Source organism: Klebsiella sp. Lac1 (assembly GCF_009825425.1).
GTDB lineage: Bacteria > Pseudomonadota > Gammaproteobacteria > Enterobacterales > Enterobacteriaceae > Klebsiella > Klebsiella electrica.
On sequence record NZ_VJZJ01000002.1, the window covers coordinates 1 to 13,694 of the forward strand.

The window sequence follows — 13,694 nt, forward strand, 5'->3', positions numbered from 1 at the left end:
GTAGCGCCGATGGTAGTGTGGGGTCTCCCCATGTGAGAGTAGGGAACTGCCAGGCATCAAATAAAGCAGAAGGCCCGGTCGAAAGACCGGGCCTTTTGTTTATCTGCGGTTTATGGCGAAAGCAGCCCGTCCTCACGGACGGGCTTTTTGCGTTTTTGTCCATGACTAACTTAAGCATCCTGAATACCCGCCAGGCCGCAATCAAGCAAGCCTTCCCCCAGCAGATACGGTAAACTAGTGCAGATTTTGCATCAGGAAGCCACTATGAATCACTCCCTCAAACCCTGGAATACCTTTGGCATCGACCGTATGGCCAAAGCGATTGTACGTGCTGAAAATGAACAGCAGCTATTGTCCGCATGGCAACAAGCCACTGCAGAAGATCAGCCGGTTTTGATCCTTGGTGAAGGCAGCAACGTACTCTTCCTGAAAGATTACGCCGGTACGGTGATAATCAACCGTATTATGGGAATTGAGGTCACGGAAACGTCTGATGCCTGGCATCTACACGTTGGGGCTGGAGAAAACTGGCATCAACTGGTGCAGTTTACGCTGGATAATGACATGCCGGGTCTGGAAAACCTCGCATTAATTCCTGGTTGTGCAGGCTCTTCCCCTATTCAGAATATCGGCGCATATGGCGTCGAACTACAGCGTGTTTGTCAGTATGTCGATTGTATCGAGCTGGCAACCGGTCATCAGCAGCGTCTTTCAGCGAGTGAGTGCCGCTTTGGTTATCGTGACAGTATTTTCAAACACGAATACCAGGATCGCTTTGCCATTATTGCGGTGGGTCTTCGCCTGACAAAAATCTGGGATCCGGTATTAACCTACGGTGACCTGACTCGCCTTGATCGACAGACCGTCACTCCACGTCAGGTATTCGATGCCGTTTGTCATATGCGAATGACTAAGCTCCCGGATCCTAAAGTGAGTGGTAATGCCGGCAGTTTCTTTAAAAACCCGGTAATTGATGCCGGGAAAGGGCAGGCGCTACTGGCCATGTTCCCGAATGCTCCGCATTACCCGCAGGCAGATGGCCGTATAAAACTGGCCGCAGGCTGGCTAATCGATCAATGCCAGCTGAAAGGGAAAACCATCGGCGGGGCCGCGGTACATCGTCAGCAGGCTTTAGTATTAATCAATGATAATCAGGCAACCAGCGACGATGTGATTAAGCTGGCGCATTATGTCCGTCAGCAGGTAGGTGAGAAGTTCAATGTCTGGCTCCAGCCGGAAGTGCGCTTTATTGGCGCAACTGGTGAAGTGAATGCCGAGGAGGCTATTGCATGAGAGATAATACAATCCCCCTGACATTGATATCCATTTTAGCGGATGGCGAATTTCATTCCGGAGAGCAGCTGGGCGAGCGTCTGGGAATGAGTCGGGCGGCAATCAATAAGCATATTCAGACTCTGCGTGACTGGGGGGTTGATGTGTTCACCGTCCCTGGTAAAGGTTACAGCCTGCCAGAGCCGATTCAGTTATTAGATGAAAAGCGAATCGCTGCACAGATCGAATATGGGCAGGTGACAGTTCTTCCCGTTATTGACTCAACGAACCAGTATTTACTGGATCGTCTTAATGAGCTGCAGTCCGGCGATGCCTGCGTTGCAGAATATCAGCAGGCAGGCCGCGGTCGTCGAGGGCGCAAGTGGTTTTCTCCCTTTGGCGCAAACCTCTATCTCTCGATGTACTGGCGGCTGGAGCAAGGGCCTGCCGCCGCTGTGGGATTGAGTCTGGTCATCGGGATTGTTATTGCCGAAGTGCTCCAGAGTCTGGGGGCTGATAAGGTTCGCGTGAAGTGGCCAAATGATCTCTATCTTCAGGATCGTAAACTGTCAGGTATTTTGGTCGAGCTGACGGGAAAAACCGGCGATGCGGCGCAGATAGTTAGCGGGATGGGGATCAACCTGGCCATGCGTCACGTCGAGTCAGATGTTGTCAACCAGGGATGGATTAGCCTGCAGGAAGCCGGTGTCTCTATCGATCGTAATACGCTGGCAGCGCGCCTGATTAAAGAGCTTCGTGCTGGCCTGCAGCTCTTTGAGCAGGATGGTCTGGCACCTTATCTGACGCGTTGGGAAAAATTAGATAACTTCCTCAACCGTCCGGTGAAGCTTATTATTGGCGATAAAGAAATATTCGGTATTTCTCGCGGCATCGATACTCAGGGCGCGTTATTGCTTGAGCAGGATGGCGTGATAAAACCCTGGGTTGGTGGCGAAATATCGTTGCGTAGCGCAGAATAAGCCGAATAAAAAGGGAGCTGAGGCTCCCTTTTTATCTTCTGTAAAACTTATTTGCGTAACCGAACCTGATCAACGGAGTGATTGGCACTTTTCGTCATGATCAGACTCGCACGCTCTCGAGTTGGCAATATATTTTCTTTTAAATTCAAAAGGTTGATTTCATTCCATAATGAGGTGGCAATGTTCACCGCTTCATCTCGGGAAAGTTTCGCATAATTATGGAAATAAGAATCCGGATCGGTAAAGGCCCCTTCACGGAATTTTAAGAAGCGGTTGATATACCACGTTTTTAGTAATTCTTCTGGCGCATCAACATATATAGAGAAATCAACGAAGTCAGATACAAATACGTGATGCGGATCATGAGGATAATCCATCCCGCTTTGTAAAACATTTAATCCTTCCAGAATCAAAATGTCCGGCTGGGCAACGGTTTTATCTCCATCGGGGATCACATCATAAATAAGATGCGAATAAACCGGAGCGGTAGCGTTAGGTATGCCGGATTTCAGGTCGGAGACGAATTTGACCAGACGATGCATATCATAGGATTGCGGGAAGCCTTTCTTCTTCATCAGCCCGCGTTCTTTCAATACGGCGTTAGGATGCAGGAAGCCATCGGTCGTGATCAATTCAACATGACGATGTTCCGGCCAGCGACTGAGCAGCGCCTGTAATACGCGCGCCGTTGTACTTTTCCCTACCGCAACGCTTCCGGCAATACTGATGATATAGGGAATGCGTTGACCGTTAGTTCCGAGGAATTGCTCCAGTACGGCCTGACGGCGCAAGTTAGAACTGATATAGAAATTAAGCAAACGCGACAGCGGCAAATAGATCTCGGCAACCTCTTCAAGAGAAAGATCTTCGTTGATGCCTTTTAACCGCGTGATTTCTTCCTCTGTCAGCGTCATCGGAACGGAATCACGAAGTGCAGCCCATTGGTTGCGGTTAAATTGTAGATACGGTGTCATTAACGTCTGCTCTTTTTTGCTCATAAGCATGTTCTTAGCATCGCCGAATCACATGCAGCGAGGGATGCTTCACACAAGTTAATCAGGACAATGGGCAGGAGGGTAACACCAGATTGCGAGGAATAATAAGAAAAAAACTCATCGGATAGCGCTTTCTAATGCAGACATCACAAGAGCGGGGTCTGCGGGTAATTATCAATCAGATGAACAGCGCGCTCAGATAACGTAAGCGATAAATGCCGCTGAAGGCGGTTGTCAGTGATGTTGTCAGGTGAAGCTGGAATACCTGTTCTGCCCACTAAAAGATCGATTATCGGGCGCAAAGACGAGCAGGAAACCTTCCAGGAGGTCAAAAATGCCGGTCTTTAACAAAATATCCCGGGTCAGCGTGCGATTTACGCCTGGGTAAATGCCGTTTTTTTGTGCGTCGTTGTTTGAAATTGCACCGGTTTTCCTTGTTTGAGCACAAAATATGAGCAATGGAACATTTTATGCAATTTTTTAGTTGCATGAACTCGCAGGTCTCCCTAAAATGCGCGCTACTTGATGCCGACTTAGCTCAGTAGGTAGAGCAACTGACTTGTAATCAGTAGGTCACCAGTTCGATTCCGGTAGTCGGCACCATCAAGTGCCTGGTGGGGTTCCCGAGCGGCCAAAGGGAGCAGACTGTAAATCTGCCGTCATCGACTTCGAAGGTTCGAATCCTTCCCCCACCACCATCTTTCGGCAACGCTTTGCGAAGCCAGAGTTGCTTGGTTAAACTAATCAACTCAAACAGAAAAAGAGATAAATCTCTTTTTTTTGTTATAGAAAGAACTGGGTAGCCGAGTTTCAGGATGCGGGCATCGTATAATGGCTATTACCTCAGCCTTCCAAGCTGATGATGCGGGTTCGATTCCCGCTGCCCGCTCCAGACGTGCTGATATGGCTCAGTTGGTAGAGCGCACCCTTGGTAAGGGTGAGGTCCCCAGTTCGACTCTGGGTATCAGCACCACTTCTTTATCTCTCCTTCCCTGTTTCTCTCTGTTTATTGCATTCAACAAGTCGGGCATGTTGCCCGGTTGATGTGGTGATATCACCGATTTATCCGTGTCTTAGAGGGACAATCGATGTCTAAAGAAAAGTTTGAACGTACAAAACCGCACGTTAACGTCGGTACTATCGGCCACGTTGACCATGGTAAAACAACGCTGACTGCTGCAATCACTACCGTTCTGGCTAAAACCTACGGTGGTTCTGCTCGCGCATTCGACCAGATCGATAACGCGCCGGAAGAAAAAGCTCGTGGTATCACCATCAACACTTCCCACGTTGAATATGACACCCCGACTCGCCACTACGCACACGTAGACTGCCCGGGCCACGCCGACTATGTTAAAAACATGATCACCGGTGCTGCTCAGATGGATGGCGCGATCCTGGTTGTTGCTGCGACTGACGGCCCGATGCCGCAGACTCGTGAGCACATCCTGCTGGGTCGTCAGGTAGGCGTTCCGTACATCATCGTGTTCCTGAACAAATGCGACATGGTTGATGACGAAGAGCTGCTGGAACTGGTTGAAATGGAAGTTCGTGAGCTGCTGTCTCAGTACGACTTCCCGGGCGACGACACCCCGATCGTTCGCGGTTCCGCGCTGAAAGCGCTGGAAGGCGAAGCAGACTGGGAAGCGAAAATCATCGAACTGGCAGGCTACCTGGATTCTTACATCCCGGAACCAGAGCGTGCGATTGACAAGCCGTTCCTGCTGCCGATCGAAGACGTATTCTCCATCTCCGGTCGTGGTACCGTTGTTACCGGTCGTGTAGAGCGCGGTATCATCAAAGTGGGCGAAGAAGTTGAAATCGTTGGTATCAAAGACACAGCGAAGTCTACCTGTACTGGCGTTGAAATGTTCCGCAAACTGCTGGACGAAGGCCGTGCTGGTGAGAACGTAGGTGTTCTGCTGCGTGGTATCAAACGTGAAGAAATCGAACGTGGTCAGGTACTGGCTAAGCCGGGCTCAATCAAGCCGCACACCAAGTTCGAATCTGAAGTGTACATTCTGTCCAAAGACGAAGGCGGCCGTCATACTCCGTTCTTCAAAGGCTACCGTCCGCAGTTCTACTTCCGTACAACTGACGTGACTGGCACCATCGAACTGCCGGAAGGCGTAGAGATGGTAATGCCGGGCGACAACATCAAAATGGTTGTTACCCTGATTCACCCGATCGCGATGGACGACGGTCTGCGTTTCGCAATCCGTGAAGGCGGCCGTACCGTTGGCGCTGGCGTGGTAGCAAAAGTTCTCAGCTAATCGCTGATAACATTTGACGCAATGCGCAATAAAAGGGCATCATTTGATGCCCTTTTTGCACGCTTTCGAACCAGAACCTGGCTCATCAGTGATTTTTTTTGCCATAATCATTGCTGAGACAGGCTCTGTAGAGGGCGTTAAGTCCGAAACGCAGCAGAGCATTTCGGTTTGGTTGCCTCGCTCTCGCGGGGCAAAATTATTTGTCTGAATTCTTGTGACAGGTTGGTTTATGAGTGCGAATACCGAAGCTCAAGGGAGCGGGCGCGGCCTGGAAGCGATGAAGTGGGTGATCGTTGCTGCGCTGCTGATTGTGGCCATCGTAGGCAACTTCCTTTATCGTGACATTATGCTGGCGGTGCGTGCGCTGGCTGTAGTGATTCTGATCGCTGCTGCCGGTGGCGTCGCGCTGTTAACCACTAAAGGTAAGGCGACCGTTGCCTTCGCCCGTGAAGCGAGAACCGAAGTCCGCAAGGTTATCTGGCCAACTCGCCAGGAAACGCTGCACACCACGCTGATTGTTGCTGCGGTTACTGCGGTAATGTCACTGATCCTGTGGGGACTGGATGGTATTCTGGTTCGCCTGGTATCCTTTATCACTGGCCTGAGGTTCTGAGATGTCTGAAGCTCCTAAAAAACGTTGGTACGTCGTTCAGGCGTTTTCCGGTTTTGAAGGTCGCGTAGCTACCTCGTTGCGTGAACATATCAAATTACACAATATGGAAGAGCTGTTTGGCGAAGTCATGGTGCCGACCGAAGAAGTGGTCGAGATCCGTGGTGGCCAGCGCCGCAAGAGCGAGCGCAAATTCTTCCCGGGTTACGTTCTGGTCCAGATGGTAATGAACGACGCAAGCTGGCACCTGGTGCGCAGCGTACCGCGCGTGATGGGCTTTATTGGCGGTACGTCTGACCGTCCGGCACCGATCAGCGACAAAGAAGTTGATGCGATCATGAACCGCCTGCAGCAGGTTGGCGATAAGCCGCGTCCGAAAACCCTGTTTGAACCGGGTGAAATGGTACGCGTTAGCGATGGTCCGTTCGCTGACTTTAACGGTGTGGTTGAAGAAGTTGACTACGAGAAGTCTCGCCTGAAGGTTTCTGTTTCCATCTTCGGCCGTGCTACTCCGGTTGAACTGGACTTTGCCCAGGTAGAGAAAGCCTAAGCGGCGATCAAAAAAGCAGCGATTTAATCGTTGCATGAGGCGCGAAATTGACATACAATTTCGCGCCTTTTGTTTTTATGGGTCTGATTCCCATAAAGCGATATTTATCACGGGGAGCCTTTTCAGGCGCTACACCCAAACGAGGAAATTTAAATGGCTAAGAAAGTACAAGCCTACGTCAAGCTGCAGGTTGCAGCTGGTATGGCAAACCCGAGTCCGCCGGTTGGTCCAGCACTGGGTCAGCAGGGTGTGAACATCATGGAATTCTGCAAAGCGTTCAACGCCAAAACGGAATCCCTGGAAAAAGGTCTGCCAATCCCGGTTGTTATTACCGTTTACGCTGACCGTTCTTTCACCTTCGTTACCAAAACTCCGCCGGCAGCAGTTCTGCTGAAAAAAGCGGCTGGTATCAAGTCTGGTTCCGGTAAACCGAACAAAGACAAAGTAGGTAAAATTTCCCGCGCTCAGCTGCAGGAAATCGCGCAGACCAAAGCTGCCGACATGACTGGTTCCGACATTGAAGCGATGACTCGCTCCATTGAAGGTACTGCACGTTCCATGGGCCTGGTAGTGGAGGACTAAGAAATGGCTAAACTGACCAAGCGCATGTCCGTGATTCGTGACAAAGTTGATGCGACCAAACAGTACGACATCAACGAAGCCATCTCTCTGCTGAAAGAACTGGCTACTGCTAAGTTCGTTGAAAGCGTTGATGTTGCCGTTAACCTCGGCATCGACGCGCGTAAATCTGACCAGAACGTCCGTGGCGCGACTGTACTGCCGCACGGTACTGGCCGTTCCGTTCGCGTAGCTGTATTTACCCAGGGCCCGAACGCTGAAGCTGCTAAAGCTGCAGGCGCCGAGCTGGTAGGTATGGAAGATCTGGCTGACCAGATCAAAAAAGGCGAAATGAACTTTGACGTTGTTATTGCTTCCCCGGATGCAATGCGCGTTGTTGGCCAGCTGGGCCAGGTTCTGGGTCCGCGCGGCCTGATGCCAAACCCGAAAGTGGGTACCGTTACTCCGAACGTTGCTGAAGCTGTTAAGAACGCTAAAGCAGGCCAGGTTCGTTATCGTAACGACAAAAACGGCATCATCCACACCACCATCGGTAAAGTGGACTTTGACGCTGACAAACTGAAAGAAAACCTGGAAGCTCTGCTGGTTGCGCTGAAAAAAGCAAAACCGACTCAGGCTAAAGGCGTGTACATCAAGAAAGTTAGCATCTCCACCACCATGGGTGCTGGTGTTGCCGTTGATCAGGCTGGTCTGAGCGCTTCTGCGAACTAAGATTAGCTTTACGTGGGCGGTGATTTTGTCTACAATATTACCCCCACGATTCTGCTACGTGCAGAACGCTATCCGAGATAGTCAGGTTGTGGCAAGGCGGCAACTGAGTGAATCTCCGGGAGCATAGGGAACTATGTGACCGGTGTGAACGAAGACAGCCAACGCCGGCACAGCCTGAATAGTGAAGGGTAGGAAGAATTTGTTCGTTGGAGCCTGGCCTATCCAGGCCTCCGTCGAAGACCGCAGGTGTTTCGTCAGAAACTTAATCCCCTGCGTAGACGGTGACAGAACGCTAAGATTATTTTTGGATACTCTGGCTTGTTTCTGCTCACCGTATTAAAGACGCTCTTTCGTTGGAAAGAGTGAAGTGAGTTCCAGAGCATAAGCTCTGGCAAACATCCAGGAGCAAAGCTAATGGCTTTAAATCTTCAAGACAAACAAGCGATTGTTGCTGAAGTCAGCGAAGTAGCCAAAGGTGCGCTGTCTGCAGTAGTTGCGGATTCCCGTGGCGTTACTGTTGATAAAATGACTGAACTGCGTAAAGCAGGTCGTGAAGCTGGCGTTTACATGCGTGTTGTTCGTAACACCCTGCTGCGCCGCGTCGTTGAAGGGACTCAGTTTGAGTGCCTGAAAGACACGTTTGTTGGTCCGACCCTGATTGCATACTCTATGGAACACCCGGGCGCTGCTGCTCGTCTGTTCAAAGAGTTCGCGAAAGCGAATGCAAAATTTGAGGTCAAAGCTGCAGCCTTTGAAGGTGAGCTGATCCCGGCGTCGCAAATCGACCGCCTGGCAACTCTGCCGACCTACGAAGAAGCAATTGCACGCCTGATGGCAACCATGAAAGAAGCTTCGGCTGGCAAACTGGTTCGCACTCTGGCTGCTGTACGCGATGCGAAAGAAGCTGCTTAATCGCAGTTGTCTTTGTAAAGCGCTCGCTTACGTATAAACTTATTCTGATATTCAGGAACAATTTAAATGTCTATCACTAAAGATCAAATCATTGAAGCAGTATCCGCTATGTCCGTAATGGACGTTGTTGAGCTGATCTCTGCAATGGAAGAAAAATTCGGTGTTTCCGCTGCTGCTGCTGTAGCTGTAGCTGCTGGCCCGGCTGAAGCTGCTGAAGAAAAAACTGAATTCGACGTAATTCTGAAAGCTGCAGGCGCTAACAAAGTTGCTGTTATCAAAGCAGTACGTAGCGCAACTGGCTTGGGTCTGAAAGAAGCTAAAGACCTGGTAGAATCTGCACCGGCTGCACTGAAAGAAGGCATCAGCAAAGACGACGCTGAAGCTCTGAAAAAATCTCTGGAAGAAGCTGGCGCTGAAGTTGAAGTCAAATAAGCCAACCCTTCCGGTTGCAGCCTGAGAAATCAGGCTGAGGCTGGTGACTTTTTGGTCACCAGCCTTTTTGCGCTGTAAGGCACCAGTAGCGTTTCACGCTGTTTGACTACTGGGTTGTCCTTTCAATGCTTGTTTCTATAGACGACTTAATATACTGCGACAGGTCGGGTTCCTGAGCTGTGTAAATCGCAACGAAATGGTTTAAGCGTGATAGAAACAGGCATTGCGGAAAGTGTTCCATTTTCCGGTCCACAAAATAGTGTTGCATAAAAAACTGCCTTATTTGGGCAGACGGGTCGACTTGTCAGCGAGCTGAGGAACCCTATGGTTTACTCCTATACCGAGAAAAAACGTATTCGTAAGGATTTTGGTAAACGTCCGCAGGTTCTGGACATACCTTATCTCCTTTCTATCCAGCTTGACTCGTTTCAGAAGTTTATCGAGCAAGATCCTGAAGGGCAGTACGGTCTGGAAGCTGCTTTCCGTTCCGTGTTCCCGATTAAAAGCTACAGCGGTAACTCTGAGCTGCAATACGTCAGCTACCGTCTGGGCGAACCTGTTTTTGATGTTAAAGAATGTCAGATCCGTGGCGTGACCTACTCGGCACCGCTGCGCGTTAAACTGCGTCTGGTGATCTACGAGCGCGAAGCGCCGGAAGGCACTGTTAAAGACATTAAAGAACAAGAAGTCTACATGGGCGAAATTCCGCTCATGACCGACAACGGTACCTTTGTTATCAACGGTACTGAACGTGTTATCGTTTCTCAGCTGCACCGTAGCCCGGGCGTCTTCTTTGACTCTGACAAAGGTAAGACTCACTCTTCCGGTAAGGTCCTGTATAACGCACGTATCATTCCTTACCGCGGTTCCTGGCTGGACTTCGAGTTCGATCCGAAAGACAACCTGTTTGTCCGTATCGACCGTCGTCGTAAGCTGCCGGCCACCATCATCCTGCGCGCGCTGAATTACACCACTGAGCAGATCCTTGACCTGTTCTTCGAGAAAGTGGTCTTTGAAATTCGCGACAACAAGCTGCAGATGGAACTGGTACCGGAGCGTCTGCGCGGTGAAACGGCTTCCTTCGACATCGAAGCGAACGGCAAAATCTACGTCGAGAAAGCCCGTCGCATCACCGCTCGCCATATCCGTCAGCTGGAAAAAGACGATATCAAGCATATCGAAGTTCCGGTTGAATATATTGCGGGTAAAGTGGCGGCCAAAGATTATATCGATGAAGCCACTGGCGAACTGATCTGCCCGGCAAACATGGAGCTGAGCCTGGATCTGCTGGCGAAGCTGAGCCAGTCTGGTCACAAGCGTATCGAGACTCTGTTCACCAACGATCTGGACCACGGTCCGTACATTTCTGAAACTGTACGTGTCGACCCGACTAACGATCGTCTGAGCGCGCTGGTAGAAATCTACCGCATGATGCGCCCGGGTGAGCCGCCGACTCGTGAAGCCGCGGAAAGCCTGTTCGAGAACCTGTTCTTCTCCGAAGACCGTTATGACCTGTCTGCGGTCGGTCGTATGAAGTTCAACCGTTCTCTGCTGCGCGATGAAATCGAAGGTTCCGGTATCCTGAGCAAAGACGACATCATCGAAGTGATGAAGAAGCTCATCGATATCCGTAACGGTAAAGGCGAAGTCGATGATATCGACCACCTCGGCAACCGTCGTATCCGTTCCGTAGGCGAAATGGCGGAAAACCAGTTCCGCGTTGGCCTGGTACGTGTTGAGCGTGCGGTGAAAGAGCGTCTGTCTCTGGGCGATCTGGATACCCTGATGCCTCAGGATATGATCAACGCCAAGCCGATTTCTGCGGCAGTGAAAGAGTTCTTTGGTTCCAGCCAGCTGTCTCAGTTTATGGACCAGAACAACCCGCTGTCCGAGATTACGCACAAACGTCGTATCTCTGCACTCGGCCCAGGCGGTCTGACCCGTGAGCGCGCAGGCTTCGAAGTTCGAGACGTACACCCGACTCACTACGGTCGCGTATGTCCAATCGAAACGCCTGAAGGTCCGAACATCGGTCTGATCAACTCCCTGTCCGTGTACGCACAGACTAACGAATACGGCTTCCTCGAGACGCCGTATCGTAAAGTGACCGACGGTGTTGTGACCGACGAAATTCACTACCTGTCTGCTATCGAAGAAGGCAACTACGTTATCGCTCAGGCGAACTCCAACCTGGACGAAAACGGCCACTTTGTAGAAGACCTGGTTACCTGCCGTAGCAAAGGCGAATCCAGCTTGTTCAGCCGCGATCAGGTTGACTACATGGACGTTTCCACCCAGCAGGTGGTTTCCGTCGGTGCGTCCCTGATCCCGTTCCTGGAACACGATGACGCCAACCGTGCATTGATGGGTGCGAACATGCAACGTCAGGCGGTTCCGACTCTGCGCGCTGATAAGCCGCTGGTTGGTACCGGTATGGAACGTGCTGTAGCCGTCGACTCCGGTGTTACCGCAGTAGCCAAACGTGGCGGCCTGGTTCAGTACGTGGATGCATCCCGTATCGTTATCAAAGTTAACGAAGACGAGATGTACCCGGGCGAAGCAGGTATCGACATCTATAACCTGACCAAGTACACCCGTTCTAACCAGAACACCTGCATCAACCAGATGCCTTGCGTGTCTCTGGGTGAGCCAATTGAGCGCGGCGACGTGCTGGCAGACGGTCCGTCCACCGACCTCGGTGAACTGGCTCTCGGTCAGAATATGCGCGTAGCGTTCATGCCGTGGAATGGTTACAACTTCGAAGACTCCATCCTCGTTTCCGAGCGTGTGGTTCAGGAAGATCGTTTCACCACGATTCATATTCAGGAACTGGCCTGTGTGTCCCGTGACACCAAGCTGGGGCCGGAAGAGATCACCGCTGATATCCCGAACGTGGGTGAAGCTGCGCTCTCTAAACTGGACGAATCCGGTATCGTTTACATCGGTGCAGAAGTGACCGGCGGCGACATTCTGGTTGGTAAGGTGACTCCGAAAGGCGAAACCCAGCTGACGCCAGAAGAGAAACTGCTGCGCGCGATCTTCGGCGAGAAAGCGTCTGACGTTAAAGACTCTTCTCTGCGCGTACCGAACGGTGTTTCCGGTACGGTTATCGACGTTCAGGTCTTCACCCGCGATGGCGTGGAAAAAGACAAACGTGCGCTGGAAATCGAAGAGATGCAGCTGAAGCAGGCTAAAAAAGACCTGTCTGAAGAACTGCAGATCCTCGAAGCCGGCCTGTTTGGCCGTATCTACGCGGTGCTGGTTGCCGGTGGTGTTGAAGCTGAGAAGCTCGACAAGCTGCCGCGCGATCGCTGGCTGGAACTGGGCCTGACCGACGAAGAGAAACAAAATCAGCTGGAACAGCTGGCTGAGCAGTACGACGAACTGAAACACGAGTTCGAGAAAAAACTCGAAGCGAAACGCCGCAAAATCACTCAGGGCGACGATCTGGCACCGGGCGTGCTGAAGATTGTTAAAGTGTATCTGGCCGTTAAACGTCAGATTCAGCCGGGTGACAAAATGGCAGGTCGTCACGGTAACAAGGGTGTTATCTCTAAGATCAACCCGATCGAAGATATGCCTTACGATGAAAACGGCACGCCGGTAGACATCGTACTGAACCCGCTGGGCGTACCGTCTCGTATGAACATCGGTCAGATTCTGGAAACCCACCTGGGTATGGCTGCGAAAGGCATCGGTGAGAAAATCAACGCCATGCTGAAACAGCAGCAGGAAGTCGCCAAACTGCGCGAGTTCATCCAGAAAGCGTATGACCTGGGTACCGATGTTCGTCAGAAGGTCGATCTGAATACCTTCACCGATGATGAAGTTCTGCGTCTTGCTGAAAACCTGAAAAAAGGTATGCCGATCGCAACGCCGGTCTTCGACGGTGCGAAAGAGTCTGAAATCAAGGCACTGTTACAGCTGGGTGGCCTGCCGACTTCCGGTCAGATTACCCTGTTCGACGGTCGTACTGGTGAGCAATTCGAGCGCCAGGTTACCGTTGGCTATATGTACATGCTGAAACTGAACCACCTGGTTGATGACAAAATGCATGCGCGTTCTACCGGTTCTTACAGCCTGGTTACTCAGCAGCCGCTGGGTGGTAAGGCTCAGTTCGGTGGTCAGCGCTTCGGTGAGATGGAAGTGTGGGCGCTGGAAGCTTATGGCGCAGCATACACCCTGCAGGAAATGCTCACCGTTAAGTCTGATGACGTCAACGGTCGTACCAAGATGTATAAAAACATCGTGGACGGCAACCATCAGATGGAACCGGGCATGCCGGAATCCTTCAACGTACTGTTGAAAGAGATTCGCTCGCTGGGCATCAACATCGAACTGGAAGACGAGTAACTCTCGCTCAAACAGGTCACTGGTGCC

General features: G+C 51.2%; 12 protein-coding genes and 4 tRNA genes. 15 read left to right on the forward strand and 1 reads right to left on the reverse strand.

Annotation, left to right across the window (positions count from 1 at the left end; all coding sequences use genetic code 11):
* The 3 genes from FNY10_RS27010 to birA form a co-directional block, all read left to right on the forward strand.
* The coding region (locus FNY10_RS27010) for a hypothetical protein (protein ID WP_227699441.1) at positions 1–233 on the forward strand (233 nt) is incomplete at its 5' end.
* Between the two features lie 31 nt (positions 234–264).
* Positions 265–1,293 carry a UDP-N-acetylmuramate dehydrogenase gene (murB, locus tag FNY10_RS15430; protein ID WP_160705043.1) on the forward strand — a complete coding sequence of 343 codons (1,029 nt, stop codon included), beginning with the start codon at positions 265–267 and terminating at the stop codon, positions 1,291–1,293.
* Positions 1,290–2,252, forward strand: coding sequence for a bifunctional biotin--[acetyl-CoA-carboxylase] ligase/biotin operon repressor BirA (gene birA / locus FNY10_RS15435; protein ID WP_131050825.1), 963 nt, complete (start codon positions 1,290–1,292; stop codon positions 2,250–2,252). Before murB ends, birA begins: the two co-directional genes overlap by 4 nt.
* Positions 2,253–2,299: 47 nt before the next feature.
* On the opposite strand, the gene coaA is transcribed toward birA, so the two are convergent.
* On the reverse strand, positions 2,300–3,250 hold the full coding sequence (gene coaA / locus FNY10_RS15440) for a type I pantothenate kinase (protein ID WP_094898638.1): 951 nt from the start codon (positions 3,248–3,250) through the stop codon (positions 2,300–2,302).
* 524 nt (positions 3,251–3,774) lie between these two features.
* Between coaA and FNY10_RS15445 the strand changes: the two genes are divergently transcribed.
* From FNY10_RS15445 to rpoB, 12 genes are all read left to right on the forward strand, one after another.
* Positions 3,775–3,850 (forward strand) — tRNA-Thr (locus tag FNY10_RS15445).
* 10 nt (positions 3,851–3,860) lie between these two features.
* A tRNA-Tyr gene (locus FNY10_RS15450) sits at positions 3,861–3,945 on the forward strand.
* Between the two features lie 119 nt (positions 3,946–4,064).
* Positions 4,065–4,139: transfer RNA gene (locus FNY10_RS15455), tRNA-Gly, on the forward strand.
* Positions 4,140–4,144: 5 nt separating this feature from the next.
* Positions 4,145–4,220 (forward strand) — tRNA-Thr (locus FNY10_RS15460).
* A 115-nt stretch (positions 4,221–4,335) separates the two neighbouring features.
* Positions 4,336–5,520, forward strand: coding sequence for an elongation factor Tu (tuf, locus tag FNY10_RS15465; protein WP_047663733.1), 1,185 nt, complete (start codon positions 4,336–4,338; stop codon positions 5,518–5,520).
* 229 nt (positions 5,521–5,749) lie between these two features.
* A complete protein-coding gene (secE, locus tag FNY10_RS15470) occupies positions 5,750–6,133 on the forward strand; it encodes a preprotein translocase subunit SecE (protein ID WP_004118411.1) in 384 nt (127 codons plus the stop codon).
* A gap of 1 nt (position 6,134) precedes the next feature.
* Entirely contained in the window at positions 6,135–6,680 is a 546-nt protein-coding gene (gene nusG, locus FNY10_RS15475; protein WP_002438628.1) for a transcription termination/antitermination protein NusG, read from the forward strand.
* A gap of 153 nt (positions 6,681–6,833) precedes the next feature.
* Positions 6,834–7,262 (forward strand): 50S ribosomal protein L11, encoded by a 429-nt coding sequence (gene rplK, locus FNY10_RS15480; protein ID WP_004097640.1) that lies wholly within the window; start codon positions 6,834–6,836, stop codon positions 7,260–7,262.
* A gap of 3 nt (positions 7,263–7,265) precedes the next feature.
* On the forward strand, positions 7,266–7,970 hold the full coding sequence (rplA, locus tag FNY10_RS15485) for a 50S ribosomal protein L1 (RefSeq protein ID WP_100686243.1): 705 nt from the start codon (positions 7,266–7,268) through the stop codon (positions 7,968–7,970).
* Between the two features lie 414 nt (positions 7,971–8,384).
* Positions 8,385–8,882, forward strand: a complete 498-nt coding sequence (rplJ, locus tag FNY10_RS15490; protein WP_001207203.1) for a 50S ribosomal protein L10 — start codon at positions 8,385–8,387, stop codon at positions 8,880–8,882.
* 66 nt (positions 8,883–8,948) lie between these two features.
* Positions 8,949–9,314: a 50S ribosomal protein L7/L12 gene (rplL, locus tag FNY10_RS15495; RefSeq protein ID WP_004118416.1), complete on the forward strand. Its 366-nt coding sequence runs from the start codon at positions 8,949–8,951 to the stop codon at positions 9,312–9,314.
* Between the two features lie 324 nt (positions 9,315–9,638).
* Positions 9,639–13,667 (forward strand): DNA-directed RNA polymerase subunit beta, encoded by a 4,029-nt coding sequence (rpoB, locus tag FNY10_RS15500; RefSeq protein WP_100686242.1) that lies wholly within the window; start codon positions 9,639–9,641, stop codon positions 13,665–13,667.
* The last annotated feature ends 27 nt before the right edge of the window (positions 13,668–13,694 follow it).

Coding starts and splice junctions, on each gene's coding strand:
- rplK (WP_004097640.1), top strand. CDS start 6,834: ATGGCTAAGAAAGTACAAGCCTACGTCAAGCTGCAGGTTGCAGCTGGT.
- murB (WP_160705043.1), top strand. CDS start 265: ATGAATCACTCCCTCAAACCCTGGAATACCTTTGGCATCGACCGTATG.
- birA (WP_131050825.1), top strand. CDS start 1,290: ATGAGAGATAATACAATCCCCCTGACATTGATATCCATTTTAGCGGAT.
- rplA (WP_100686243.1), top strand. CDS start 7,266: ATGGCTAAACTGACCAAGCGCATGTCCGTGATTCGTGACAAAGTTGAT.
- nusG (WP_002438628.1), top strand. CDS start 6,135: ATGTCTGAAGCTCCTAAAAAACGTTGGTACGTCGTTCAGGCGTTTTCC.
- rplJ (WP_001207203.1), top strand. CDS start 8,385: ATGGCTTTAAATCTTCAAGACAAACAAGCGATTGTTGCTGAAGTCAGC.
- rplL (WP_004118416.1), top strand. CDS start 8,949: ATGTCTATCACTAAAGATCAAATCATTGAAGCAGTATCCGCTATGTCC.
- rpoB (WP_100686242.1), top strand. CDS start 9,639: ATGGTTTACTCCTATACCGAGAAAAAACGTATTCGTAAGGATTTTGGT.
- tuf (WP_047663733.1), top strand. CDS start 4,336: ATGTCTAAAGAAAAGTTTGAACGTACAAAACCGCACGTTAACGTCGGT.
- secE (WP_004118411.1), top strand. CDS start 5,750: ATGAGTGCGAATACCGAAGCTCAAGGGAGCGGGCGCGGCCTGGAAGCG.
- coaA (WP_094898638.1), bottom strand. CDS start 3,250: ATGAGCAAAAAAGAGCAGACGTTAATGACACCGTATCTACAATTTAAC.